The 21,561-nt window shown below is 63.7% G+C and carries 23 protein-coding genes and 1 riboswitch; of the genes, 15 read left to right on the plus strand and 8 right to left on the minus strand.

The window, feature by feature from the left end; all coding sequences use genetic code 11:
• Positions 1-24: 24 nt before the first annotated feature.
• The 3 genes from EJ073_RS13695 to EJ073_RS13705 form a co-directional block, all read right to left on the minus strand.
• Positions 25-633, minus strand: a complete 609-nt coding sequence (locus EJ073_RS13695; RefSeq protein ID WP_126056205.1) for an isochorismatase family cysteine hydrolase — start codon at positions 631-633, stop codon at positions 25-27.
• 87 nt (positions 634-720) lie between these two features.
• Positions 721-1,155 carry a DUF427 domain-containing protein gene (locus tag EJ073_RS13700; RefSeq protein WP_245455573.1) on the minus strand — a complete coding sequence of 145 codons (435 nt, stop codon included), beginning with the start codon at positions 1,153-1,155 and terminating at the stop codon, positions 721-723.
• Between the two features lie 178 nt (positions 1,156-1,333).
• Positions 1,334-2,317, minus strand: a complete 984-nt coding sequence (locus tag EJ073_RS13705) for a YihY/virulence factor BrkB family protein (RefSeq protein ID WP_126056206.1) — start codon at positions 2,315-2,317, stop codon at positions 1,334-1,336.
• A 382-nt stretch (positions 2,318-2,699) separates the two neighbouring features.
• Here EJ073_RS13705 and EJ073_RS13710 point away from each other — a divergent pair, with 382 nt between their 5' ends.
• The 15 genes from EJ073_RS13710 to EJ073_RS13780 all read left to right on the plus strand — a co-directional run bounded on the left by EJ073_RS13710 (position 2,700) and on the right by EJ073_RS13780 (position 17,611).
• Positions 2,700-3,665: a hypothetical protein gene (locus EJ073_RS13710; RefSeq protein ID WP_126056207.1), complete on the plus strand. Its 966-nt coding sequence runs from the start codon at positions 2,700-2,702 to the stop codon at positions 3,663-3,665.
• 68 nt (positions 3,666-3,733) lie between these two features.
• Positions 3,734-4,708 carry a quinolinate synthase NadA gene (gene nadA / locus EJ073_RS13715; RefSeq protein WP_189347625.1) on the plus strand — a complete coding sequence of 325 codons (975 nt, stop codon included), beginning with the start codon at positions 3,734-3,736 and terminating at the stop codon, positions 4,706-4,708.
• The gene (locus EJ073_RS13720) at positions 4,705-6,240 is read left to right on the plus strand and encodes an L-aspartate oxidase (protein WP_126056209.1); all 1,536 of its coding nucleotides are present in this window, start codon (positions 4,705-4,707) and stop codon (positions 6,238-6,240) included. Before nadA ends, EJ073_RS13720 begins: the two co-directional genes overlap by 4 nt.
• The gene (gene nadC / locus EJ073_RS13725) at positions 6,240-7,094 is read left to right on the plus strand and encodes a carboxylating nicotinate-nucleotide diphosphorylase (protein ID WP_126059215.1); all 855 of its coding nucleotides are present in this window, start codon (positions 6,240-6,242) and stop codon (positions 7,092-7,094) included. Before EJ073_RS13720 ends, nadC begins: the two co-directional genes overlap by 1 nt.
• Before the next feature lie 62 nt (positions 7,095-7,156).
• Entirely contained in the window at positions 7,157-8,158 is a 1,002-nt protein-coding gene (gene bioB / locus EJ073_RS13730) for a biotin synthase BioB (RefSeq protein ID WP_126056210.1), read from the plus strand.
• The gene (locus tag EJ073_RS13735; protein WP_126056211.1) at positions 8,155-9,294 is read left to right on the plus strand and encodes an 8-amino-7-oxononanoate synthase; all 1,140 of its coding nucleotides are present in this window, start codon (positions 8,155-8,157) and stop codon (positions 9,292-9,294) included. Before bioB ends, EJ073_RS13735 begins: the two co-directional genes overlap by 4 nt.
• A complete protein-coding gene (bioD, locus tag EJ073_RS13740) occupies positions 9,291-9,926 on the plus strand; it encodes a dethiobiotin synthase (protein ID WP_126056212.1) in 636 nt (211 codons plus the stop codon). The genes EJ073_RS13735 and bioD overlap by 4 nt, the downstream gene beginning before the upstream one ends.
• A complete protein-coding gene (locus EJ073_RS13745) occupies positions 9,926-11,191 on the plus strand; it encodes an adenosylmethionine--8-amino-7-oxononanoate transaminase (RefSeq protein WP_126056213.1) in 1,266 nt (421 codons plus the stop codon). The genes bioD and EJ073_RS13745 overlap by 1 nt, the downstream gene beginning before the upstream one ends.
• Positions 11,188-12,171 carry a beta-ketoacyl-ACP synthase III gene (locus tag EJ073_RS13750; RefSeq protein WP_126056214.1) on the plus strand — a complete coding sequence of 328 codons (984 nt, stop codon included), beginning with the start codon at positions 11,188-11,190 and terminating at the stop codon, positions 12,169-12,171. Before EJ073_RS13745 ends, EJ073_RS13750 begins: the two co-directional genes overlap by 4 nt.
• Before the next feature lie 90 nt (positions 12,172-12,261).
• Positions 12,262-12,378, plus strand: a riboswitch (TPP riboswitch).
• 103 nt (positions 12,379-12,481) lie between these two features.
• Positions 12,482-14,317 (plus strand): phosphomethylpyrimidine synthase ThiC, encoded by a 1,836-nt coding sequence (gene thiC, locus EJ073_RS13755; protein WP_126056215.1) that lies wholly within the window; start codon positions 12,482-12,484, stop codon positions 14,315-14,317.
• A complete protein-coding gene (gene thiO / locus EJ073_RS13760; RefSeq protein ID WP_126056216.1) occupies positions 14,314-15,315 on the plus strand; it encodes a glycine oxidase ThiO in 1,002 nt (333 codons plus the stop codon). The genes thiC and thiO overlap by 4 nt, the downstream gene beginning before the upstream one ends.
• Positions 15,284-15,481 carry a sulfur carrier protein ThiS gene (thiS, locus tag EJ073_RS13765; RefSeq protein ID WP_126056217.1) on the plus strand — a complete coding sequence of 66 codons (198 nt, stop codon included), beginning with the start codon at positions 15,284-15,286 and terminating at the stop codon, positions 15,479-15,481. Before thiO ends, thiS begins: the two co-directional genes overlap by 32 nt.
• Positions 15,482-15,483: 2 nt before the next feature.
• Complete coding sequence (locus tag EJ073_RS13770) at positions 15,484-16,257, plus strand: thiazole synthase (protein ID WP_126056218.1); 774 nt, start codon at positions 15,484-15,486, stop codon at positions 16,255-16,257.
• Complete coding sequence (locus tag EJ073_RS13775) at positions 16,254-16,859, plus strand: thiamine phosphate synthase (protein WP_126056219.1); 606 nt, start codon at positions 16,254-16,256, stop codon at positions 16,857-16,859. The genes EJ073_RS13770 and EJ073_RS13775 overlap by 4 nt, the downstream gene beginning before the upstream one ends.
• Positions 16,850-17,611 (plus strand): hydroxymethylpyrimidine/phosphomethylpyrimidine kinase, encoded by a 762-nt coding sequence (locus EJ073_RS13780; protein WP_126059216.1) that lies wholly within the window; start codon positions 16,850-16,852, stop codon positions 17,609-17,611. The genes EJ073_RS13775 and EJ073_RS13780 overlap by 10 nt, the downstream gene beginning before the upstream one ends.
• Positions 17,612-17,680: 69 nt before the next feature.
• Here EJ073_RS13780 and EJ073_RS13785 read toward each other — a convergent pair whose 3' ends face one another.
• From EJ073_RS13785 to sctQ, 5 genes are all read right to left on the minus strand, one after another.
• Positions 17,681-18,508: a DUF1445 domain-containing protein gene (locus EJ073_RS13785; protein WP_126059217.1), complete on the minus strand. Its 828-nt coding sequence runs from the start codon at positions 18,506-18,508 to the stop codon at positions 17,681-17,683.
• Positions 18,509-18,677: 169 nt separating this feature from the next.
• A complete protein-coding gene (gene sctT / locus EJ073_RS13790) occupies positions 18,678-19,493 on the minus strand; it encodes a type III secretion system export apparatus subunit SctT (RefSeq protein ID WP_126056220.1) in 816 nt (271 codons plus the stop codon).
• Between the two features lie 9 nt (positions 19,494-19,502).
• A complete protein-coding gene (locus EJ073_RS13795; protein ID WP_126056221.1) occupies positions 19,503-19,772 on the minus strand; it encodes a flagellar biosynthetic protein FliQ in 270 nt (89 codons plus the stop codon).
• Positions 19,773-19,789: 17 nt separating this feature from the next.
• Entirely contained in the window at positions 19,790-20,443 is a 654-nt protein-coding gene (sctR, locus tag EJ073_RS13800; protein WP_126056222.1) for a type III secretion system export apparatus subunit SctR, read from the minus strand.
• Positions 20,436-21,551, minus strand: a complete 1,116-nt coding sequence (sctQ, locus tag EJ073_RS13805; RefSeq protein ID WP_126056223.1) for a type III secretion system cytoplasmic ring protein SctQ — start codon at positions 21,549-21,551, stop codon at positions 20,436-20,438. Before sctQ ends, sctR begins: the two co-directional genes overlap by 8 nt.
• Between the last annotated feature and the right edge of the window lie 10 nt (positions 21,552-21,561).

The raw sequence follows: 21,561 nt of genomic DNA on the forward strand, positions 1-21,561 counted from the left end.
AGGACTACCTCCTGGGTGACTGAACTAGGTCCACTCCGACAGGATTGTCTCCATCTCCACTGTCTCGACCTGCTGCGCAAATCGTTGATGATAGACCGTTAGCAGCGCGTCGTGAGTGGCATCCGAAGTGCTGCACAGAGCGTCCGTCACCAGCACCACCCGGTAGCCGAAATCAATGGCGCCGAGAACGGTTGCCAGCACGCAGACGTCGGTCTCGCCGCCGGTGATCACCAGCGTGTCGATCCTATGCTGCGCGAGAAAGTTCCTGAGCCTGCCCTCGAACCAGGGCGAATAGATGTGCTTGTCGAGAACGGTTGCCGGCGGAGAGTGCCGCATCAGCGAAGGCAGAAGCTCAATCATTTCCGGGTCGAGCTCGGACATGGTCATCGACGCCCATCGGTCATAGTAGCGCTTCCACGTGCCCACCCCCTGCCCCGGCCTCTGTGCAGGCAGGAAGCGGGTAAAGATGGTTTGCGCCGCATGCCTTGCGACCAGCGTTTCGATGAGGGGCAGGACGCGGGCCATCCACGGCGTCGCCCAGGGCGATGGCTCCGCGAACAAGCGCTGCATGTCGACGCAGAGATGGACGCAACTGCTGCCCAATGGTCCGTAGGTCAATCCATGCGCTGACATTGAGGACCTCTTCGGTCCGACCTCTTTCCGACACGACGCCTGGTTAGGCCTTGCAGGCTTGCGTGCCGCTTCTTTGCGTCGCTGCAGCTATTCGGGGAGGTGCGGCGTATGCTGTTTGTCCTCGGCCGGATCGGCGTCGATGCGCGCCTTGTGCGGATCGAAAACGCCGTGCCGAGCGATAGCCAAGGCGGCTGTCTCAGGCGTCTCATAGGCCCACATGAAATTGTCGGCGGATGCACCGGCGGCATGAACGCGCCAATAGCTGGCCGTGCCCCATGGAGAATCCGAGGTGGTGTTCGTTTTCTCGAAGAGCTCGAAATAGATATCCTCGAACGGGATGTAGAAGACCGGATTTCGCCCATCTTCATAAAGCAGCTTTGCCCGCTCGCTGGACGCAACGATGGCGTCTGAAAACCTGACCGTCACTGTGCCGTCAAAGGGCACGATGGCAGGGGCGGTCGGAAAATGCATGGAACTCGCCGGTGAGGTTTGCATTCTCGTACTCCTTGACTGCGTGTTCATGGAAACGTTGCTCAGCCATGGCAGTTCCGGCCAAGCGCGCAATTGGCGCAAACCTTTTCGACCCCGACGGTAGACCGTCAGGGCTCGTCCTTGGAGTTCATGATTTGAATGGCGGGCGCGACCACCCGCCACGGCAGGTGGGCTTTTGCCCTGAACTGAGCCGGAGACGTCCAGCGCGTTAGCGTGAGCGCCAGGGTCGGACAAAAAGCGTCGTCAGCAAACTGCTGAGGACCATCCACGCAGCCACCTCGCGTCCGGATGCCCCAGGCCTGCCCCGCCTGGTGCTTGCGTGGGCCGCCATCACGGGCGCGAGGTCGGGTCGACTTCCGTGCCTGACAGAATAGGCGCGGGTTATCTCGGCGCCGAACAGGAAGATCTGGGCCGAATAGTAGACCCACAACAGCACGATTATCAGCGCGCCGGCCGCACCATAGGACGTCGCTATCGCACTCGTCCCGATGTACCAGCCGATCAGAGCCTTGCCGATCGTGAACAAAAGCGTGGTAACGAGCGAACCGACGGCGACGTCGCGCCATTGCAACGTCCTGTCAGGCAGGACCTTGTATATTGCCGCAAAGAGCAGTGCGATCAGCACGAAGGAAACCACTGTGTTGATGGCGCTGACTATCAGTTCGCCGAACGGAAGACCTGCATTGATGAGTTCGCCGAGGGCGGAGATTGCCGTGCTCGCAGCCAGCGATACCAGAAGCATGAAGCCGAGGGCGGCGACAAGCCCAAGGCTTGCGGCCCGCGCCCGCACCAATCGCGACAGCGACGTGCCGCCCGGCTTCACCTTCCAGATTTCGTTGAGCGAGAGCTGCATCTCGCCGAAGACGCCCGACGCGGTTACGAGCAACGTCACCATCCCCAATATGGCGGCCAGGGTACTCGATGATCCGCGCGAGGCGGTCTCGATCGTCGCCTGCAGGAGATCGGCGCTCTGCGCGCCCATGACGCCCGATATCTGCGCCGAAAGGGCCAGCCGGGCGGCGTCGTTGCCGAAGACCAGGCCAGCAATCGCCACCACGATCAGCAGGATCGGCGCAAGCGAGGTGGCGGCATAGAAGGCCATCGCCGCACCATGGCTCAGTGCGTTGTCGTTGACGAAGCCGCTGATGGCCTCTTTCAGCAGAACCCAGCCTTCACGAACCCACGCTCGCATCTTCGCTCTGCCGCCACATCTGGGACGCAAAATCGCGCACAGGACAAACCCGGGATGGGCACGATGGTTCCTTTGGGCATTGTTTCACCGAGCGCCCGACCTGCCCAGAAAGATGCTTCCGTGTTCGTGGAAGATGTGTTGCGCTAATCCTCTGTTTGTTCGCTTCGGCCAGCCGATTCGCACGCCCTAGCACCGCTGGCGCCGCAAGCCGCTCGATGATTTCAGGGTCGATCGCTTCAATCCCGCCCAGGTGCAATGAACTCGGCGGTCGAAAGCCTCGATTGGGATCTGCGTGGTGAACGTTGACGGGCAGCGTGCGGCAGTTCACCTTCGCGCGGATTGCCTGTCCAAGGCGCGTTGTTTTTCGGACCCTTCGCACCCTATGCAAAACAAGACTACGCAGGCGACAAGGCAGGCTACAAGCGCCAATCAGAGCCAGGCCGTCGGCGCGGATCTGATCGCTGTCGTCATTGCCGTAACCGCTGGCGAGCCACGTGTCCTGACCATTGAGCAAGCTCAAGCCTTGCCGTCCGGCCCTTTTGAGCTCGGCCATCGTTCCCTGCAGTCAGGCCTGAGGGCATGGGTGGAGCGGCAGACAAGCCATCCGCTGGGCTATATAGAACAGCTCTACACCTTTGCCGACCGCGACCGGACCGGCGACGAGCGTGTGCAGATCTCGATCAGCTATCTCGGCCTGACAAGAGAAGAGCAGGCCGAACGGTCGCCAACGCATGGCTGGCGAGGCTGGTATGACTATTTTCCCTGGGAGGATCACCGTGCGGGCGTGCCACCTATCGTGCCCGATGTGCTCATCCCTCGACTTTTGGCCTGGGCCGACGGCACGGATAATCTGAGCATACGCCGCGATCGCCGGCAGCGCGTGGCGTATGCCTTCGGCCTGGATGATCGCGGCTGGAACGAGGAGCTTGCTCTGCAGCGTTACGAACTGCTGTATGAGGCCGCCCTGGTGCCGGAGGCCACACGCGGCCGGGACAATGGCATTTCGCCGGCCATTCCCGGCCGGCCAATGACTGCCGACCATCGCCGCATTCTGGCGACCGGGATCGCCAGGCTTCGAACCAAGATCAAATACCGCCCCGTCGTGTTCGAGCTAATGCCGCCGGCTTTCACGCTCCTGCAGTTGCAGCGAACCGTTGAAGCGCTCGCAGGCCGGCTCGTGCACAAACAGAATTTCCGGCGCCTTATCGAACAGCAGGATCTGGTCGAGGAGACCGGGGAGACGATGTCGGACACAGGCGGGCGTCCGGCGAAGCGTTTCCGTTTCCGTCAGGCGATTCTGGCGGAACGAGCTGTCGCGGGGACAAAATTGCCACTTTCACGCGCTTGACATTCCTTATGCTCAAGTTAAGCATATGCCTCAGTTATACTCAGCTCGAGCATAATTGGAGACAGGGTATGTTCAACGCCTCCGCGCGCACGGCCGCGCTCTACGAACGCGTGCGCCGGGTCATCCCACCGATCGAATGGCCCGCCTTCGCCGGCGACATCGACGCCGTTCTCGACCTGAAGCGGCAGCGAAACGCTGTCATCCTGGCGCACAACTATCAGACGCCGGAGATCTTCCATTGCGTCGCCGATATCGTCGGCGACAGCCTGGCGCTTGCCCGCAAGGCGATATCGGCCGAAGCGGACGTGATTGTGCTGGCCGGCGTGCATTTCATGGCCGAGACGGCAAAGCTGCTTAACCCTGAGAAGACCGTGCTCATTCCAGACCTGCGCGCAGGCTGTTCACTGGCGGACTCTATTACCGCCGAGGATATCCGCCTGCTCAGGCAACGCTACCCCGGCCTGCCGGTCGTCACCTATGTCAACACGTCGGCTGAGGTGAAGGCCGAGTCCGACATCTGTTGCACGTCAGGCAATGCGAAAGCGGTCGTCGAGTCCCTTGGCGTTCCCCGGGTGATCATGCTGCCGGACGAGTATCTGGCCCATAACATCGCCGCCCAGACCGACGTGGAGATCATCGCCTGGAAAGGGCATTGCGAGGTGCATGAGCGCTTCACGCCAGCCGATATCCGCGAGTTGCGCGAAAACCATCCCGGCGTGACGGTGCTCGCGCATCCCGAATGCCCGCCCGATGTGGTGGCCGAGGCCGACTTTTCCGGCTCGACCGCCGCCATGTCCGATTATGTCGAAAGGCAAAAGCCGCCCCGCGTCGTGCTGATGACGGAATGCTCGATGAGCGACAATGTCGCGCTCCAGCATCCCGAGGTCGAATTCATCCGACCCTGCAATCTCTGCCCGCACATGAAGCGGATAACGCTGGCCAGCATCCGCATGGCGCTCGAGCAGAACCGCCATGTCGTCACCATTGAGCCGGAGATTGCCGGGCGCGCGCGGCTGGCCGTCGAGCGGATGCTGGCGGTATGAGCATGGACGTCCGCGACCTCGACGACCGGCCGGTCATCATCGGCGCCGGCATAGCCGGGCTGATGACCGCACTACACTTGGCACCCGAGCCGGTGCTTCTGCTCTCAAGATCGCCGCTTGGCGCGGATGCGTCCAGCGCGTGGGCGCAAGGCGGGCTTGCCGCCAGCATGGGCGATGATGATGACCCGATCCTCCATCTTACCGATACGCTCGCCGCCGGTGACGGCCTTTGCGATGCGGAAGCAGCAAGGCGCATCGTGTACGCTGCGCCCGCCGCGATCGAATATCTGGCACGGTTTGGGGTTCGTTTTGATCGGACGCCGGCAGGCGCCCTTCGTCTCGGACTGGAGGCCGCGCACAGCCGGCGGCGCATCGTTCATGCCGGTGGTGACGGCAGCGGACGAGAGGTCATGCGTGCCCTGGTCGCGGCGGTACGTTCGACGCCGACAATAGAGGTGATCGAGGGCTTCGAAGCGCGCCGGCTGGTGGCGGAGGACGGCAGAATCGCCGGTGTCCTGGCGAGCGGCGCGGCAGGTCCGGTGTTCCTCGCGACGGCACGGGTCGTCCTCGCCACGGGTGGGATCGGTGGCTTGTTCCACGACAGCACCAATCCTCTGGGCAGTTGCGGACAGGGTCTGGCGTTGGCGGCCCGTGCGGGGGCTGTGCTTGCCGATCTGGAATTCGTCCAGTTCCATCCGACCGCGCTTGACGAGCCGAAGCGCCCGATGTCGCTGATCAGCGAAGCCGTTCGCGGCGAAGGCGCAACCTTGGTCGATGAGACGGGCCGGCGGTTTCTCAGCGGCGTGCAAGGAACGGAACTTGCGCCGCGCGACGTGCTGGCGCGTGCCGTCGGGAACCATCTGGCCAGCGGACACCGCGTCTTTCTCGACGTGCGGGAAAGGCCCGGCCCGACATTCGCGCGGCAGTTCCCGACGATCGCATTGGCTTGCAAAGAGGCCGGCATCGATCCGGCGCGTGACCTCATTCCCATCCGACCGGCGCAGCACTACCACATGGGTGGTGTGGCCGTGGATCTGGCCGGCCGCACATCGGTTCAAGGACTTTGGGCTTGCGGCGAAGTCGCCTCGACCGGATTGCATGGCGCCAACAGGCTCGCCAGCAATTCCTTGACCGAGGCGGTGGTCTGCGCACGCTGGGTGGCAGAAAGCCTGCGGGGGATCCCTGCCCGGCGTGCACAGCAAACGTTTGCAAGTGACTCTCCGTCGCCCGATCCGGCAGCAGTGCGCCCTGTCTTGTCGCGCGCGCTCGGTGTTGTACGGAATCGCGAAGGCCTGGAAGCAGCGGCGCGTGCCTTGTTGCCGCTCGCCGAGTGCGCGGATGCTACCTCAGGTCCGGCCGTGGTCGGGCTGATGATCACGATTGCCGCGTTGCAACGTCGGGAAAGTCGCGGCGCCCACCAGCGGACGGATTTTCCCCTTCATGCGGCCGTCGCCCGCCGCTCAGAAATCACCCTGGAGGCCGCCCTGAGGACAGCGCGGGAACTCGAACCTCGGCTGGAATGCCTGACATGATGGACCTCTCGCCACTTCCCACAATCATGTTTGAGCCTCTGGTACGGGCAGCTCTGCTCGAGGACCTTGGCAGGGCCGGCGATTTGACCACGGACGCCATCGTGGCGAATGAACGCCACGTGACGACCGTGCTGGCGGCGCGCCAGCAAGGCGTCGTCGCCGGCCTTGATCTGGCGATGCTTGCCTTCAAGCTGATCGATCCGAATGTCGAGATGACGGTGGAACGCGCGGACGGCAGCGAGGTCGCGCAGGGAGAGGTCATCGCCTCGGTGAGCGGCCCGGCCCGCGCCATTCTCACGGCGGAACGCACGGCGCTCAATTTCCTGGGCCATCTCAGCGGCATAGCCACGGCGACGACATCAATCGTCAATGCGGTCCGGGGGCACAAGGCGAAAATCGTCTGCACCCGCAAGACGACTCCTGGCTTGCGAGCGGTCGAAAAATACGCTGTGCGCGCCGGCGGCGGCGCCAATCACCGCTTCGGCCTCGACGACGCCATCCTGATCAAGGACAACCACATCGCCATCGCCGGCGGAATTCGCCCGGCAATGGAGCGGGCGCGAATGAGCGTCGGCCATCTCGTCAAGGTCGAAGTCGAGGTCGATACGCTGGTCCAGTTGGAAGAGGCCTTGGCGCACGCGCCCGACGCAGTCCTGCTGGACAACATGTCAGTCGATGACTTGCGCAATGCGGTGGCCATGGTGGGTGGCCGGGCGGTCACCGAGGCGTCTGGCAGGATCACCGCCGCGATTGCGCCAGCCGTTGCCGCAACCGGTATCGACCTGATTTCCATCGGCTGGTTGACTCACAGCGCCCCGATCCTCGATATCGGCCTCGATTATCGTGAGCTTTGATCGTCGGACCTGGCCATCTAAAGTCTAGCCGGTCTCGCCACAACGCAAGGAACAGGATCGAAATGCACGCAGCGATTTCGGAAAAGACCGCGCCTGAAGTTCAATCCCTCGGCGACCGCCGGGTATGGAGCCTGGAAGAAGCCCAGGCTCTCCACGATGCACCTTTCAACGACCTCTTGTTTCAGGCGCAGACCGTTCACCGCCAGAACTTCGATCCCAACAAGGTCCAGCTCAGCCGACTTCTCAGCATCAAGACGGGCGGCTGTCCGGAGGATTGCGGCTATTGCAGCCAGTCGGCGCACCATGAAAGCGGGCTGAAGGCGTCGAAGCTGATGGAGGTCAGGCGCGTCATCGCTGAAGCGACCAAGGCGCGCGACGCCGGCGCCACCCGCTATTGCATGGGCGCCGCCTGGCGAAATCCCAAGGGGCGCGACATGGATGCGGTCGTGGCGATGGTCGAAGGCGTCAAGGCGCTGGGCATGGAGACCTGCATGACGCTCGGCATGCTCGACCTCGGCCAGGCGCAGCGGCTGAAGGAGGCCGGCCTCGACTACTACAACCACAACATCGACACCTCCGAGCGCTACTACTCAGAGATCATCTCGACCCGGACATTTGCAGACCGCCTGGATACGCTGGCCAATGTCCGCGACAGCGGCATCAAGGTCTGCTGCGGCGGCATTGTCGGCATGGGCGAAGAGCCGGTGGACCGGATCGACATGCTGGTGACATTGGCCAACCTGCCGGAACATCCGGAAAGCGTTCCGATCAACATGCTCATCCCGATCGCCGGCACCCCGCTTGCCGATGCCAGGCCGATCGAGCCGATCGAGTTCGTGCGCGTGATCGCGCTGGCGCGCATCATGATGCCGAAATCGCATGTCCGACTTTCCGCCGGGCGCACCGCCATGACCGACGAGATGCAGGCGCTGTGCTTCTTTGCCGGCGCCAACTCGATCTTCGTCGGCGACACGCTGCTGACGGCGGACAATCCCGGCGAGGACAAAGATACGCTGCTGTTCCGCCGTCTCGGCATCGAGCCGATGGACCTCGAGGCGCAATGAACGAAGCGCCGCTTGCCCGCTATGACGCGACCTTGCGCGGACTGGCGCGCAAGGACCGTCTGCGGACGCTTTCGCCGCGCGCTGGGCTCGATTTCTCGTCGAACGACTATCTCGGGCTCGCCGCCTCCAAAAGACTGGGCGACGCGGTTGCGGCGGCGATCGCGCAGGGCACGCCGGTCGGCGCGACCGGATCTCGGCTGCTGCGCGGCAACGCGCCGGAACACGAGGCACTGGAGGCGGACGCGGCAGCGTTCTTCAGAGCCGACCGCGCGCTGTTCTTCGGCAGCGGCTACATCGCCAACTTCGCCCTGCTCACCGCCCTGCCGCAGAAGGGTGACCTTTTGGTCCTCGACGAATTGGCTCATGCCAGCATGCATGAGGGGGCCCGCGCTGGCCGCGCCGAGTTCAAGCTCGCCGTGCACAACGACGTCGATGCTTTCGAGGATGCAATCACGCGCTGGCGCGCCGAAGGCGGCACCGGGCGCGTCTGGATCGTGGTCGAAAGCCTCTACAGCATGGATGGCGACCGCGCGCCGATGGAGGACCTGGTCGCGCTTGCCGACCGGCACGAGGCCTTCATCGTCGTCGATGAGGCGCATGCCACCGGCGTCTGGGGGCCAGACGGCCGCGGCCTTGCCGCCGCTTTCGAGGGCCGCGACAACATCGTCGCGCTCCACACATGCGGCAAGGCGCTCGGCGCGGCCGGTGCGCTCGTCACCGGGCCGGAACTGCTGTGCGACTATCTCGTCAACCGCTGTCGGCCATTCATCTACTCCACCGCGCCATCGCCGCTGATGGCCGTGGCAGCGCGCGAGGCGATTGCCATGCTGTCCGACGAGCCCCAACGCCGTGCCCAGTTGCAGGAGCGCGTTGCCTTCGCGGGCCGCCAATTGGCCGAGCGCTGCGGCGTAGCCCCCAGCGGCTCGCAGATCCAGCCCTTCGTCATCGGCGACAACGGGCGCACCATGGCGGTGGCGGCGGCGCTGCAGGCGCGCAGTTTCGACATTCGCGGCATTCGTCCGCCGACCGTCCCCGAGGGCACATCGCGCCTGCGCATTTCGCTGACGCTGAATGTCGACGAGGCCGACATTTCGGCCATGGTCGAGGCGCTCTTCGAGGTGTTGGCGGCGGCATGACCAAGCGCATCGTCATCACCGGAACAGATACCGGGATCGGCAAAACGGTGTTTTCGGCCGGGCTCGCCTGCCTGCTCGACGGCTTCTACTGGAAGCCGGTGCAATCGGGCCTCGACGAGGAGACCGACAGCCAGGTCGTGGAACGGCTCGCCGGCTTGCCGCCGGGGCGCGTGCTGCCCGAAGTGTATCGCCTGAAGGAGCCGCTATCGCCGCATCGTTCAGCCGAACTCGACGGCGTCGCGATAGACGCCGCAGAGCTGTCGCTTCCGGACTTGCCGGGCCCGCTCGTCATCGAAGGCGCCGGGGGACTGATGGTGCCGCTCAACCGGCGCACTAAATTCATCGACATCTTCGCGCAGTGGCGAGTGCCGGTCATCCTGTGCGCCCGTACCAAGCTCGGCACGATCAACCACACCCTCCTGTCGATCGAGGCGCTCAGGGCCCGATCCATCCCGCTCATCGGCATTGCCTTCATCGGCGATGAGGTGGCCGACACGCAGAGAACAATCGTGGAATTCAGCGGCGTGCGCCAGCTTGGCAGGCTGCCGCTGCTCGATCCGCTGACGAGTGAGAATCTAAGGGAGGCGATGATTACCGGCTTCGACCTCACAGCGATTGCGGGAGGCGAATGATGCCGCAGTCCGATGTGTGGCATCCCTTCACCCAGCACGCGCTCGAGCCCGCCATCCCCGAAATCGTCCGGACGGAAGGCGCCTACCTCTACAAGGCCGACGGCACGTGCATCCTGGATGCCATTTCCTCCTGGTGGGTCGTCACCCACGGCCACCGCCATCCCCGCATCATCAAGGCCATCGAGACGACCGCGGCGAGCCTCGACCAGATCATCTTCGCTGGCTTCACCCACGAGCCGGCCGAACGCCTGGCCAGGGCGCTTGTCGGCCTCGCTCCGGCCGGCCTCGAACGGGTGTTCTATTCCGACAGCGGCTCGACCTCCGTCGAGGTCGCGCTGAAGATGGCACTCGGCTACTTCCGCAATATCGACGCGCCGCGCTCGCGCATCGTCGTCATGGAGCACAGCTATCATGGCGACACCATCGGCACGATGAGCGTCGGCGCTCGCGGCGTGTTCAACGCTGCCTACGAGCCCCTGTTGTTCGAGGTCGACACCATCCCCTTCCCGGCTGCCGGGCGCGAGCAGGAGACGCTCGATCGGTTCGAGGCAGTCTCCCGCGACCGGCACGCAGCCGCGCTGATCGTCGAGCCGCTGGTGCTCGGCGCCGGCGGCATGCTGATGTATCCGGCATGGGTTCTGGCCGAGTTGAAGAAGATCGCCGAGGCCTCTGGCACGCTGCTGATCGCCGACGAGGTGATGACCGGCTGGGGCCGCACCGGAACCATGTTCGCCTGCGAGCAGGCATCAATCTCACCGGACATTCTGTGCACCTCGAAAGGGCTGACGGGCGGCGCAATCCCGCTGGCGGCGACGATTGCCACCGATGCCATCTTCCAGGCCCATTATTCCGAGGACCGGAAGAAGACATTCTTCCACTCGAGTTCCTACACTGCCAATCCGATGGCCTGCGCGGCCGCACTCGCCAATGTCGAGATCTGGCGTGACGAACCGGTGGCCGAGCGGGTCGCGGCCCTGAGTGCAAGACAGGCCGCAGGGCTTCATCGTTTTCGTGACAATCCTTTTTTCACCGACAGCCGCGCAACCGGGACGATCGCGGCTCTCGATCTGCGCACCGGCTCCGCCGGCTATCTGGCCGAGATCGGGCCGAAGCTGCGCGCTTTCTTCCTCGAGCGCGGGCTGCTGGTGCGTCCGCTCGGCAATGTCCTCTATCTTCTGCCGCCCTATTGCATCACCGGCGAAGAACTCGACGGTCTCTATGACGCCATCGAGGAGGCCGGGGAACGCTTCGGCGCTAAGCCATGAGCAGGTCGTCGCGCCTTCTCGGGTTCGGCCATCATGCGCCGGCGCGCAGGGTCGAGAATCAGGAGATCGAAGATCGTCTCGGGCTCGAGCCCGGCTGGATCGAGCGGCGCACCGGGATACGGTCGCGCTTCTGGGCAACCGACGACGACACACTGTCGGGCCTTGCCGCGCAAGCCGGCGACATGGCGCTGACGAATGCCGGCATCGACCGCGGCGACATCGGTCTTCTGTTGCTTGCCACCTCGACGCCTGATCACCTCCTGCCGCCCAGCGCGCCGCTGGTCGCGCATCGGTTGGGACTGAGCCGCGCCGGCGCGATCGATCTGACCGGCGCCTGCGCCGGCTTCATCTATGCGCTTATGTTTGCCGATGGCTTCACCCGCCTGCACGGCAAAGCCGCCATCGTCATTGCCGCGAACATCCTTAGCCGCCGCATCAACCCGGCCGAGCGCGCCAGCGCGGTTTTGTTCGCCGATGCCGCCGGCGCCGTGGTGATCGGGCCCGGCGATGAACCGGATCGGGGCATTCTCGGCGCATCGGTTGATTCCGATGGATCGCGCTACGGGCTGATCCAGATTCCGGCGGGCGGAAGCAACAAGCCCTTCCACGCCGACCTCGATCTCGCTGAGACCCGGATGACGATCACCGACGGCCGCGAAGTGTTCGCCAAGGCGGTCGAGATGATGACCGCCTGCTCGCGGGAGGCGCTCACTGCTGCCCGCATGCGACCGCAAGACATCGACCGGTTCGCACCGCATCAGGCCAACGTCCGCATCTTCGATGCCGTCGGGCGAAACCTCGGTATCGATGATCGTGCGATCGTCAAGACGATCGTCGAATACGGCAATTCCTCCGCCGCGACGATCCCGCTCTCGCTGTCGCTCGCGCATCGGAAGCAGCCGTTTAGGCCAGGCGAAAAGGTTCTCCTGGCGGCGGCAGGTGCGGGTCTCAGCGGCGGCGCCCTGGTGGTCGGGATCTAGCCGGGTAGCGGTGCTGACGGGACAGACTGACTGTATGAGATGACTGGCCGAACACGGCTTGACAAAGTGGCGCCCGCCCGTCCAACCTGAGGCATTCACCAGGGGAGTCCCGGCAAGGGGCTGAGATACTGCTGGCTTTCGCGGCGCAGTGACCCGTTGAACCTGATCCAGTTCATACTGGCGTAGGGACGGTGCAAGCGCTTCGCGGGAGTCTATGCCCGAGGTCCTGTTTCGGCAGGGCGACCAAAGCGTCTTTTCATCCTTCCGGCACAGAACTGGGTCTCCAATGCATGAGCAAAGGAGCCTCAAGATGAATGCCCTCACCCCCACCGTGTCGACGGGACCGCTGCCCGCCTCACGCAAGATCCACAAGCAAGGCAGCCTCCACCCGCGGATCAGGGTGCCGATGCGCGAGATCGCCGTCCATCCGACCGCCGGCGAGCCGCCGGTGACGGTCTATGACTCCTCCGGCCCCTATACCAACCCTGCGATCGAAACGGACATCGAAAGGGGCCTCGCCCGGCCTCGGCAGGACTGGATCGCGGCGCGCGGAGATGTCGAGGCCTATGACGGCCGCCACGTGCGGCCGGAAGACAACGGGTTCGCGACGGGCGAGCGCCTGACGCCGGAATTTCCGGTCCGCAATCGGCCGCTGCGGGCCAAGGCCGGCAAGGCGGTGACCCAGCTTGCCTATGCGCGCGCCGGCATCATCACGCCCGAGATGGAGTTCGTCGCGATCCGCGAGAATCTGGGCCGCGAGGCCCTGCGCGGCAAGCTTAAGCGCGACGGCGAAGCCTTCGGCGCGGCGATCCCCGACTTCGTCACGCCGGAATTCGTGCGCGACGAAGTGGCGCGCGGACGGGCGATCATTCCCGCCAACATCAATCATCCCGAGAGCGAGCCGATGATCATTGGCCGCAATTTCCTGGTCAAGATCAACGCCAATATCGGCAACTCCGCCGTCACCTCGTCGATGGCCGAAGAGGTCGAGAAGATGGTGTGGGCGATCCGCTGGGGCGCCGACACGGTGATGGATCTTTCCACGGGCCGCAACATCCACAACATTCGCGAATGGATCGTGCGCAATGCGCCGGTGCCGATCGGCACGGTGCCGCTTTACCAGGCGCTGGAAAAGGTGGGCGGCATCGCCGAGGACCTGACCTGGGAGGTGTATCGCGACACGCTGATCGAGCAGGCCGAGCAGGGCGTCGACTATTTCACCATCCACGCCGGCGTGCGGCTGCACTATATCCCGCTGACCGTCGACCGGGTGACCGGGATCGTCTCGCGCGGCGGCTCGATCATGGCCAAATGGTGCCTGCACCATCACCGGGAGAGCTTCCTCTACGAACACTTCGCCGAGATCTGCGACATCTGTCGCGCCTACGACGTGTCCTTCTCGCTCGGCGACGGGCTTCGTCCGGGCTCGATCGCCGACGCCAACGACGCCGCGCAGTTCGCCGAGCTGGAAACGCTAGGCGAGCTGACTCAGATCGCCTGGGCCAAGGACTGCCAGGTGATGATCGAGGGGCCCGGTCATGTGCCGATGCACAAGATCAAGCAGAACATGGACAAGCAGCTCGCCGTCTGCGGCGAGGCGCCGTTCTATACGCTGGGGCCGCTGACGACTGACATCGCGCCGGGCTACGATCACATCACCTCCGGCATAGGTGCTGCCATGATCGGCTGGTTCGGCACGGCAATGCTCTGCTACGTCACGCCGAAGGAACATCTCGGCCTGCCCGACCGCAACGACGTCAAGACCGGCGTGATCACCTATAAGATCGCTGCGCATGCCGCGGATCTCGCCAAGGGCCATCCGGCGGCGAAGGTCAGGGACGATGCCCTTTCCCGCGCGCGGTTCGAGTTCCGCTGGGAAGACCAGTTCAACCTGTCGCTCGACCCCGAAACGGCGCGCTCGTTCCACGACGAGACCTTGCCCAAGGAGGCGCACAAGCTGGCGCATTTCTGCTCGATGTGCGGGCCGAAATTCTGCTCCATGCGCATTTCCCACGACATCCGCGCCGAGGCGCAGAAAGAGGGCATGGCGGCGATGGCGGCGAAATATCGCGAAGGCGGCGATCTCTACGTGCCGGCGGACGAGATCGGCGCACCGCCCATACCACAGGGGCGTGAGCGGTCATGAAGGTGCTGGTCAGAGGGGCCGGCGTCGCCGGCCTCACCGCCGCCTTCGAGCTCGCCATCCGCGGCGCGACGGTGACGGTTGCGGAGACAAGGCGCGGCCTTGGCGGCAATGCGTCCTGGTTCGCCGGCGGCATGCTGGCGCCCTGGTGCGAGCGTGAAAGCGCCGAGCAGCCGGTGCTGGATCACGGACGCGACGCCGCCGACTGGTGGGAGGCGGTGTTGCCCGGCCAGGTGACACGGGCCGGAACGCTGGTTGTGGCAGCGCTGCGCGATGCGGGCGAGCTTGACCGCTTCGCCAGCCGTACGTCAGGCCATCGGCGTGTCGACGAAGACGAAATCGCGCTGCTGGAGCCCGACCTCGCCGGTCGCTTCCGCCGTGGACTGCTTTTCCCCGAGGAGGCTCATCTCGACCCGCGCCAGGCGATGACGGCACTCCACAACAGGCTCGCAGCCATGGACGTCTCATTCCGCTTCGGTACCGACGCCGGGCGGGTTTCCGGTTTCGATCGCCAGATCGACTGCACGGGAATGGCCGCTGTCAACGGCAGGCTGCGCGGTGTTCGCGGCGAGATGCTGATCCTGCACACCCCCGACGTCTCGCTGTCGCGCCCGGTCCGGCTGCTTCATCCGCGCTTTCCGCTCTACATCGTGCCGCGCGCCGACCACCGTTTCATGGTTGGCGCGACGATGATCGAAAGCCAGTCCGGGGGACCGATCACAGTCCGTTCGGTGATGGAGTTGCTTGGCGCTGCCTGCGCTCTGAATCCGGCATTCGGCGAGGCTGGTATCGTTGAGACCGGCGTCGGCATTCGCCCGGCTTTTTCCGACAACCTGCCGCGTGTCGAGACTCACGGAAGTACGATCGCGATCAACGGACTTTATCGCCATGGCTTTCTGCTGGCACCCGCCATGGCGCGCGAGGCGGCCGAGATTGTCTTCAGTCAGGACAAACCTTTGGAGTCTACACATGAAACTGATCGTCAACGGCGAAGCGCTTGAGACCCCAACCACGACGCTGGCGGCGCTGCTTGCAGCACTCGACTATGAGGGCGACTGGCTGGCCACGGCCGTCAACAGCGACCTCGTGCACAAAGCCAGCCGGGCAGCATTCCAACTGAGCGACGGCGACCGGATCGAAATCCTCTCGCCGATGCAGGGAGGCTAGCGATGTTGGAGCTTCTGGGAACGACGCTTCCCTCGCGCCTGCTTCTCGGCACGGCACAATATCCTTCGCCGGCCATCCTTGCCGATGCAGTTCACGCGTCGGGCGCGTCGGTGGTGACCGTCTCCTTGCGGCGGGAGATGGCGGGCGGCAGGGCCGGCGAAAAATTCTGGTCGCTGATCCGATCGCTCGGCACGAAAATCCTGCCCAACACCGCCGGCTGCCACTCCATCAAGGAAGCGGTCACGACTGCGAGCATGGCGCGCGAAGTGTTCGGGACGAGTTGGATCAAGCTCGAAGTGATCGGCAACCACGACACACTACAGCCGGACGTATTTGGCCTTGTCGAAGCCGCCCGTATCTTGTGCGAGGATGGCTTCTCGGTATTCCCCTATACCACCGACGACCTCGTCGTCGCCGAGCGGCTGCTGGAGGCTGGCTGCAAGGTCCTGATGCCATGGTGCGCGCCGATCGGTTCAGCCCTCGGGCCGGTCAACATCCCGGCGCTGCGCTCGATGCGCAGGCATTTCCCCGACGTTCCGTTGATTGTCGATGCCGGACTTGGACGTCCGTCGCACGCGACAACCGTGATGGAACTCGGCTTTGACGCCGTGCTCCTGAACACGGCGGTCGCCAAGGCGGCCGATCCGGTCGGCATGGCGCGCGCATTCGGCAAGGCGGTCGATGCCGGCCGCGAAGCGTTCTGCTCGGGAATGCTCGAACCGCGCGAGGTCGCGATGCCGTCGACGCCGACATTCGGCAGGGCGGTTTTATCATGAAGCTCGATCCCTTCTACCTGATCGTCGATAGCGCCGCCTGGATCGAACGGTTGGCGCCGGTCGGCGTCAGGCTGGTTCAGTTGCGCATCAAGGCCATGGACGAGACCGGGTTGCGCGCCGAAATCCGCAAGGCGAAGGCCTTATGCGCCGAGCACCAATGCCAGCTCATCGTCAACGACCACTGGCGCCTGGCAATCGAGGAAGGTTGCGACTTCATCCATCTCGGCCAGGAGGATTTGCAGACCGCCGACCTCTTGGCTGTACGCGCAGCCGGCATGCGGCTCGGGCTCAGCACGCACGATCATGCCGAACTGGAAACGGCCCTGGCCGCCAGGCCTGACTACATCGCGCTCGGCCCGGTCTATCCCACCATCCTGAAGAAGATGAAATGGGCGCCGCAAGGGCTGGAGCGGATCAGCGAATGGAAGCGCCGGGTCGCGCCGATCCCGTTGGTCGCGATCGGCGGCCTCGACCCCGACCGGCTCGGCGGTGTCTTCGCTGCTGGTGCTGACAGCGCAGCAGTGGTCACCGACATCACGCTGAATGCCAATTCCGAGGCGCGCACGCGGGAATGGATCGAAAAGACAGAACGATGGCGCTAGGGCAAGACCCACATGTGCTTGTCGTTGGCGGATCGGACTCCAGCGGGGGCGCCGGGATTGTACGCGACATCGAGACGATGTCTTCCATTGGTGTGCGCACCTGCCTGGCTGTCACCGCGCTAACCGTGCAGACGCACGACGCCGTCATGGAAATCCACAATTCGCCACCCTGGCTGGTGGCCAAGCAGATGCACGCCGCGCTGCAGGCGAACAGGGTAGAGGCGATTAAGATCGGCATGCTCGCGACGGCTGAGACCGTCGTTGCCGTTGCAGCCGTTTTACGTGAAAATCCAGGGGTTCCGGCAGTACTCGACCCAGTGCTGGCGTCAACATCAGGCAGGGTGCTGCTGGAAGCCGGCGCCATCGCCGTCATGAAGCGCGACCTGATGCCACTCTGCCGCCTGATCACGCCCAACCTCTTCGAACTGGCGCTGCTTGTGGGCGCTGAGTGCGCTGCCGACGAGGGTGGCGCGGTCAGGCAGGGTCAGGACTTGCTGGGCGCTGGTGCGCAGGCCGTGTTGATCAAGGGGGGTCATGCTTCGGGACCCCGATCGACCGATATCCTGTTGCGCTCCAATCAAGAACCGATCCGTTTCGACACGCCGCGCCTTGCCGCATGGATGCGCGGGACGGGCTGCATGCTGGCCAGCGTCATTGCGGCGCACCTGGCAAAGGCGCACCCGCTTGAGGACAGCGCGCGTAAGGGCAAGCTTTTTGTATTCGAGAGACTGCAGGAGCATGCAGCCGAATGACGGGGGCTTTATGTGGGGTCCGCGCAGTCTCGAACTCTTGAAAGGTCGAAGATGACCACCCTGCGCTTGCTAAAAGACCTTGAAAGCGCCCGCATCTGCTCGTGCATCCAAGTCCGTGATCAGCATGTGCCCCGGCGACACGGTGATCGAGATTTCGAGTTCGGCACGAGCGAGCGCATCTTGGGCGGTCAGGCTACTGGCCCAAAATACAGGGACCTCCCCGTCCATGATTTCGACCGCATCGCCCCAGTCGGGAGCCATCAAGTCCTTTATCCCGATAATCGTCGGCTCTCCGACATGGATGGGAGAGCCGTGTGCATGCGGGAAGCGTGCGGTGAGGGCGCGAACCTTGTCAACGTCGCAACGCCTTATCGGGCGCATGGAGACGACCATTTCGCCACCAAACGGGCCGACGCCGAGCGTCTCGATCCTGGTTCGGAATTTGGGCAAGGCTTTGCCGCATCCGATGCTGCGGAGCTGGATGCCCTTCCCGGCAAAGGCGGCTTCGACTGTAAGCGAACTGCCCAGCGCGAAAACGGCAAAGTCTTCTCGCCACAGATCGATGATGTCCGTTTTCTGGCGGATCAGCTCCCCGAAGTAATAGATGTTGTACTGGGGGGCATCGGTGCGGATGTCGATATCGCCCAATGCCGGGAGCAATGGACTGCCGGCTCGGCTCACGCCCACCAATGGACACGGTTTTGGGTTGCGCACGCAGAACCGGTGGAAATCGCCAGCGAAGCTGCGGGGCACTATCACGACATTGGCCTGGAGCTTGCCGCGCGCAAGCCCTCCTGTGTGCCCTTCATAGGCACCCATCCTAACCAGCCTGCGCAGCCTATCCGCATCGACCAGTCGCAAATTGTCATAGAACAATGAAGTGATCTGGCGAGGCATTGGCTTCCAATGGAGATGCACGTTCAGCGGCACGTCGAGAGCGCGTAAGATCATCGGCGGGTCGACCGCTTGTCAAATCGTCAGAATCTTTCCTCAATGATAAATTGTATTTATTGGTCGGCCAATCGTGGCTGTCGTTATCATTAGCGTTTGCGAATAAAGCTTCTGTTCACTGACAACTGCGGCAGCCAATAGCTTCTATCTGGCGGCCGGCTTCGTGCAGGAAGCCAAGGTCCCGATTCATGTAAAACAGCAGAAACGCCGCGTAGAGCACGAAGACGAGACTGAAGACCAGCGTCTTGACCACCAGCGAAAGCGCAAAGACGTTCAGATGCGGCGAAGCGCGTGCCAGGAAGGCAAGCACAATGTCGGACAAGAGCATGCAGATGATGAGCGGGAAGACGAGCGTCAGCGCCATCATCAGGATGCGATTCAGCAGACCGAGGAATATCGCGGCAGCATCCTTGCTGAAGACTGGCAGGAGTTGGTCGATCGGCCAAAGGCCATAGCTGTCATAGAGGCTGGTCAGGGAAAGTTCGAAGCCGCCGGCGGCCAGATAGACCGTGACCATGATGACGGCGAGCAAGGTGCCGGTGGCACTCGTCTCGTGGGTCATCATCGGATCGATCAGCGTCCCCATCGTCGAGCCGCGCTGCAGGTCAAGGATATCGCCGGCGGCCTCCGCCGCCCAGAACGGTATGCCCATCGCCAGCCCGAGCGTTACTCCGACTACGACCTCCTTGAGCATGTAGAGGACGATCATCGTCGTCGTAATGTCGGTGTTCGTCAGTTTGTTCACGATCATCGGAAAGACCGGAACGGCCAGCGCCAGAGCCACGCCGTTGCGCAGAAGCCCGGATAGCGGCACCCGCGAAAAGAGCGGCATCAGCAGCATGAAACCGGTCATGCGTGCGAGCGCGAATGCGCCTGCCAGCAGATAGAACTGAAGCTCCTTGATGGATGCGAAGAGTGGTTCGACCGGCATCGGCGCGCCTCAACGCGTGACGACGGGGAACTCGTCCAGCGCCGTCGAGGCCTGCTCGGCGATCTGCTGGCCAAGCAGCGGACCGAAGACGATGATGACCAAAAGGATCACGACGAGCTTGATCGTCTGCGGCAAGGACTGGTCCTGAATCTGCGTCAGCGCCTGGGCAAGTCCGACAAGGATGCCGACCGCCAGCGCCGCGATGATCGCCGGGCTGGACGCGAACAGCACCGTCCAAAGCGCGCCTTGGACCTTCGCCAGGATGAAGTCATTGCTCATGCAAACCCCCGGCGGCGTCAGCCATAGCTCAGGATGAGGCCATGCATCAGCCGCGACCAGCCATCGATGGCGACGAAAAGGAACAGTTTCAGCGGGATCGAAATGAGGACCGGCGAGACCATGATCATACCCAGCGTCATCAGGACGTTGGCGACGACGATGTCGATGATGAGGAAAGGGAGATAAAGCAGGAAGCCGATCTCGAAGGCACGGGTCAGCTCGGAGGCGACAAAGGCGGGAACAAGGATCGAGAGATCGTCGTCCTTGAGATTCTGGCGCGCCTGTTCCGGCCACAGGCGGGTCGTTCCATCGAGAAAGAACTGCCGCTCTTGCGGCTGGGTGAATTTCATAAGGTGTCGCTGCAAAGGTTCCTTGACCAGTTGCGCCGCCCTGGCGAGGTCGTCCGTGGTCTGGAATTGAACCTGCCCTTCCTGAAGCCGGCCGGACATCTCGCTCAGCAACGGCGTCGTGACGTAGACGGTGAGCACCAGCGCTATGCCGTAGAGCACCAAATTGGGCGGCATCTGCTGGACGCCGAGCGCATTGCGGATGAGAAAAAGCACGACCGAAATCTTCAGGAATCCCGTCATCGTGACGACTGCCAGCGGCAGCAACCCGACGACGCCGACAGCGATCAGGATCCCAAGCAGGTTGGGCGAATTCTCAAGCATTGTCGAACATGCGGAGGATTCGCACGCCCAGGCTTTCTCCGATGCGCACAATCTCGCCACGGCCGACACGCTTGCCGTTGGCGATGATGTCCACATTCGCCTCCGTCACATCGGCGAGCGCAACCACTGCACCGGGCGCAAGCTGCCTTACTTCGCCCAGAGGCATTGCCGTGCGGCCGATCTCGAAGGCGAGTGCGACCGGCAGCTCGTCCAGGGTCGACTCTTCCAAAGTCTGGCCGGCCGGCGGCGGCGTGTTCTGGTTCATGCTCCACTCCCAATTCGATCCAGCGATTGCAGTCGGCGCGGCAAGCAATTGCGGCCCGCCGGCGATCAACGCCACCGGCGCATAAAGGCGCTCGGCAATGATGAGTGCCGCCATGCGTTCCTCTTCCGCGTCCTTGAAAAGCACCACATCGTCAGCCTGCAGGCTTCGAAGCTCGCCAAGGGTGATCGCAAGCGGGCCACGCCGAAGGCAGACCGGCAGCGGAAATTCGGCTGGGATCGGCGGCCTCGCCTTGCCGAGCTCGTCGAGAAGGCGGCCGAACCGCGCCGCCAGGCCTGCGTCTTTGGTGTTCAGGACGCAGACTATGGTTTCATCCTTGCCGGTCAGGACAAAGGCGAATGGGGGATCGTCCGGAGTGGTGTCTCCTGGTGCGACCGAGGTGATCGTGATCGTCCCACCCAGTCTGCCCTCGATCCATTCGAGATCTACTTCGAACGCGGCCTCCAACAGCAGTGCGGCGTGGGCGGGCGCCAATCGTTTCATGTCGGCTAGGTCGTCGGCCCTGGCGAAGCCCTGTTCAACGACGGAAAGCGGCAGGCGCAATTTACCCGTCGTGTCTCCGACCATGAACGCGATGTTCCACAGCTGCTGGTTCTCAGGGTTCGACGCCGACCAGGCGGCGGCGATCGCCACCGCCTTTCCCGCAATCGTTATCTCGGCGGGAGCACGGCGGCGGTAGAAGGCGTTCAATGCGCCAACGTCCACAGCCGCAACAGATTCCAGCGTCAGCCGTTCGCCAATGCGCGACCGTGTGGTCGTGCGTTTCGCTGGTTTTACCCGCGCTTTCGTTTTTGCCGGGGCGAAGGCTTGAGGCATCACATCCATAGTCACAGTC

Origin of the sequence: Mesorhizobium sp. M4B.F.Ca.ET.058.02.1.1 (assembly GCF_003952505.1) — a bacterium.
Taxonomy (GTDB): Bacteria; Pseudomonadota; Alphaproteobacteria; order Rhizobiales; family Rhizobiaceae; genus Mesorhizobium.

What these genes read in the sequence shown, in the direction of transcription:
- EJ073_RS13695 (WP_126056205.1), bottom strand. Translation starts at nt 633, where the DNA reads ATGTCAGCGCATGGATTGACCTACGGACCATTGGGCAGCAGTTGCGTC.
- EJ073_RS13700 (WP_245455573.1), bottom strand. Translation starts at nt 1,155, where the DNA reads ATGAACACGCAGTCAAGGAGTACGAGAATGCAAACCTCACCGGCGAGT.
- EJ073_RS13705 (WP_126056206.1), bottom strand. Translation starts at nt 2,317, where the DNA reads ATGCGAGCGTGGGTTCGTGAAGGCTGGGTTCTGCTGAAAGAGGCCATC.
- EJ073_RS13710 (WP_126056207.1), top strand. Translation starts at nt 2,700, where the DNA reads ATGCAAAACAAGACTACGCAGGCGACAAGGCAGGCTACAAGCGCCAAT.
- nadA (WP_189347625.1), top strand. Translation starts at nt 3,734, where the DNA reads ATGTTCAACGCCTCCGCGCGCACGGCCGCGCTCTACGAACGCGTGCGC.
- EJ073_RS13720 (WP_126056209.1), top strand. Translation starts at nt 4,705, where the DNA reads ATGAGCATGGACGTCCGCGACCTCGACGACCGGCCGGTCATCATCGGC.
- nadC (WP_126059215.1), top strand. Translation starts at nt 6,240, where the DNA reads ATGGACCTCTCGCCACTTCCCACAATCATGTTTGAGCCTCTGGTACGG.
- bioB (WP_126056210.1), top strand. Translation starts at nt 7,157, where the DNA reads ATGCACGCAGCGATTTCGGAAAAGACCGCGCCTGAAGTTCAATCCCTC.
- EJ073_RS13735 (WP_126056211.1), top strand. Translation starts at nt 8,155, where the DNA reads ATGAACGAAGCGCCGCTTGCCCGCTATGACGCGACCTTGCGCGGACTG.
- bioD (WP_126056212.1), top strand. Translation starts at nt 9,291, where the DNA reads ATGACCAAGCGCATCGTCATCACCGGAACAGATACCGGGATCGGCAAA.
- EJ073_RS13745 (WP_126056213.1), top strand. Translation starts at nt 9,926, where the DNA reads ATGCCGCAGTCCGATGTGTGGCATCCCTTCACCCAGCACGCGCTCGAG.
- EJ073_RS13750 (WP_126056214.1), top strand. Translation starts at nt 11,188, where the DNA reads ATGAGCAGGTCGTCGCGCCTTCTCGGGTTCGGCCATCATGCGCCGGCG.
- thiC (WP_126056215.1), top strand. Translation starts at nt 12,482, where the DNA reads ATGAATGCCCTCACCCCCACCGTGTCGACGGGACCGCTGCCCGCCTCA.
- thiO (WP_126056216.1), top strand. Translation starts at nt 14,314, where the DNA reads ATGAAGGTGCTGGTCAGAGGGGCCGGCGTCGCCGGCCTCACCGCCGCC.
- thiS (WP_126056217.1), top strand. Translation starts at nt 15,284, where the DNA reads ATGAAACTGATCGTCAACGGCGAAGCGCTTGAGACCCCAACCACGACG.
- EJ073_RS13770 (WP_126056218.1), top strand. Translation starts at nt 15,484, where the DNA reads ATGTTGGAGCTTCTGGGAACGACGCTTCCCTCGCGCCTGCTTCTCGGC.
- EJ073_RS13775 (WP_126056219.1), top strand. Translation starts at nt 16,254, where the DNA reads ATGAAGCTCGATCCCTTCTACCTGATCGTCGATAGCGCCGCCTGGATC.
- EJ073_RS13780 (WP_126059216.1), top strand. Translation starts at nt 16,850, where the DNA reads ATGGCGCTAGGGCAAGACCCACATGTGCTTGTCGTTGGCGGATCGGAC.
- EJ073_RS13785 (WP_126059217.1), bottom strand. Translation starts at nt 18,508, where the DNA reads ATGCCTCGCCAGATCACTTCATTGTTCTATGACAATTTGCGACTGGTC.
- sctT (WP_126056220.1), bottom strand. Translation starts at nt 19,493, where the DNA reads ATGCCGGTCGAACCACTCTTCGCATCCATCAAGGAGCTTCAGTTCTAT.
- EJ073_RS13795 (WP_126056221.1), bottom strand. Translation starts at nt 19,772, where the DNA reads ATGAGCAATGACTTCATCCTGGCGAAGGTCCAAGGCGCGCTTTGGACG.
- sctR (WP_126056222.1), bottom strand. Translation starts at nt 20,443, where the DNA reads ATGCTTGAGAATTCGCCCAACCTGCTTGGGATCCTGATCGCTGTCGGC.
- sctQ (WP_126056223.1), bottom strand. Translation starts at nt 21,551, where the DNA reads ATGGATGTGATGCCTCAAGCCTTCGCCCCGGCAAAAACGAAAGCGCGG.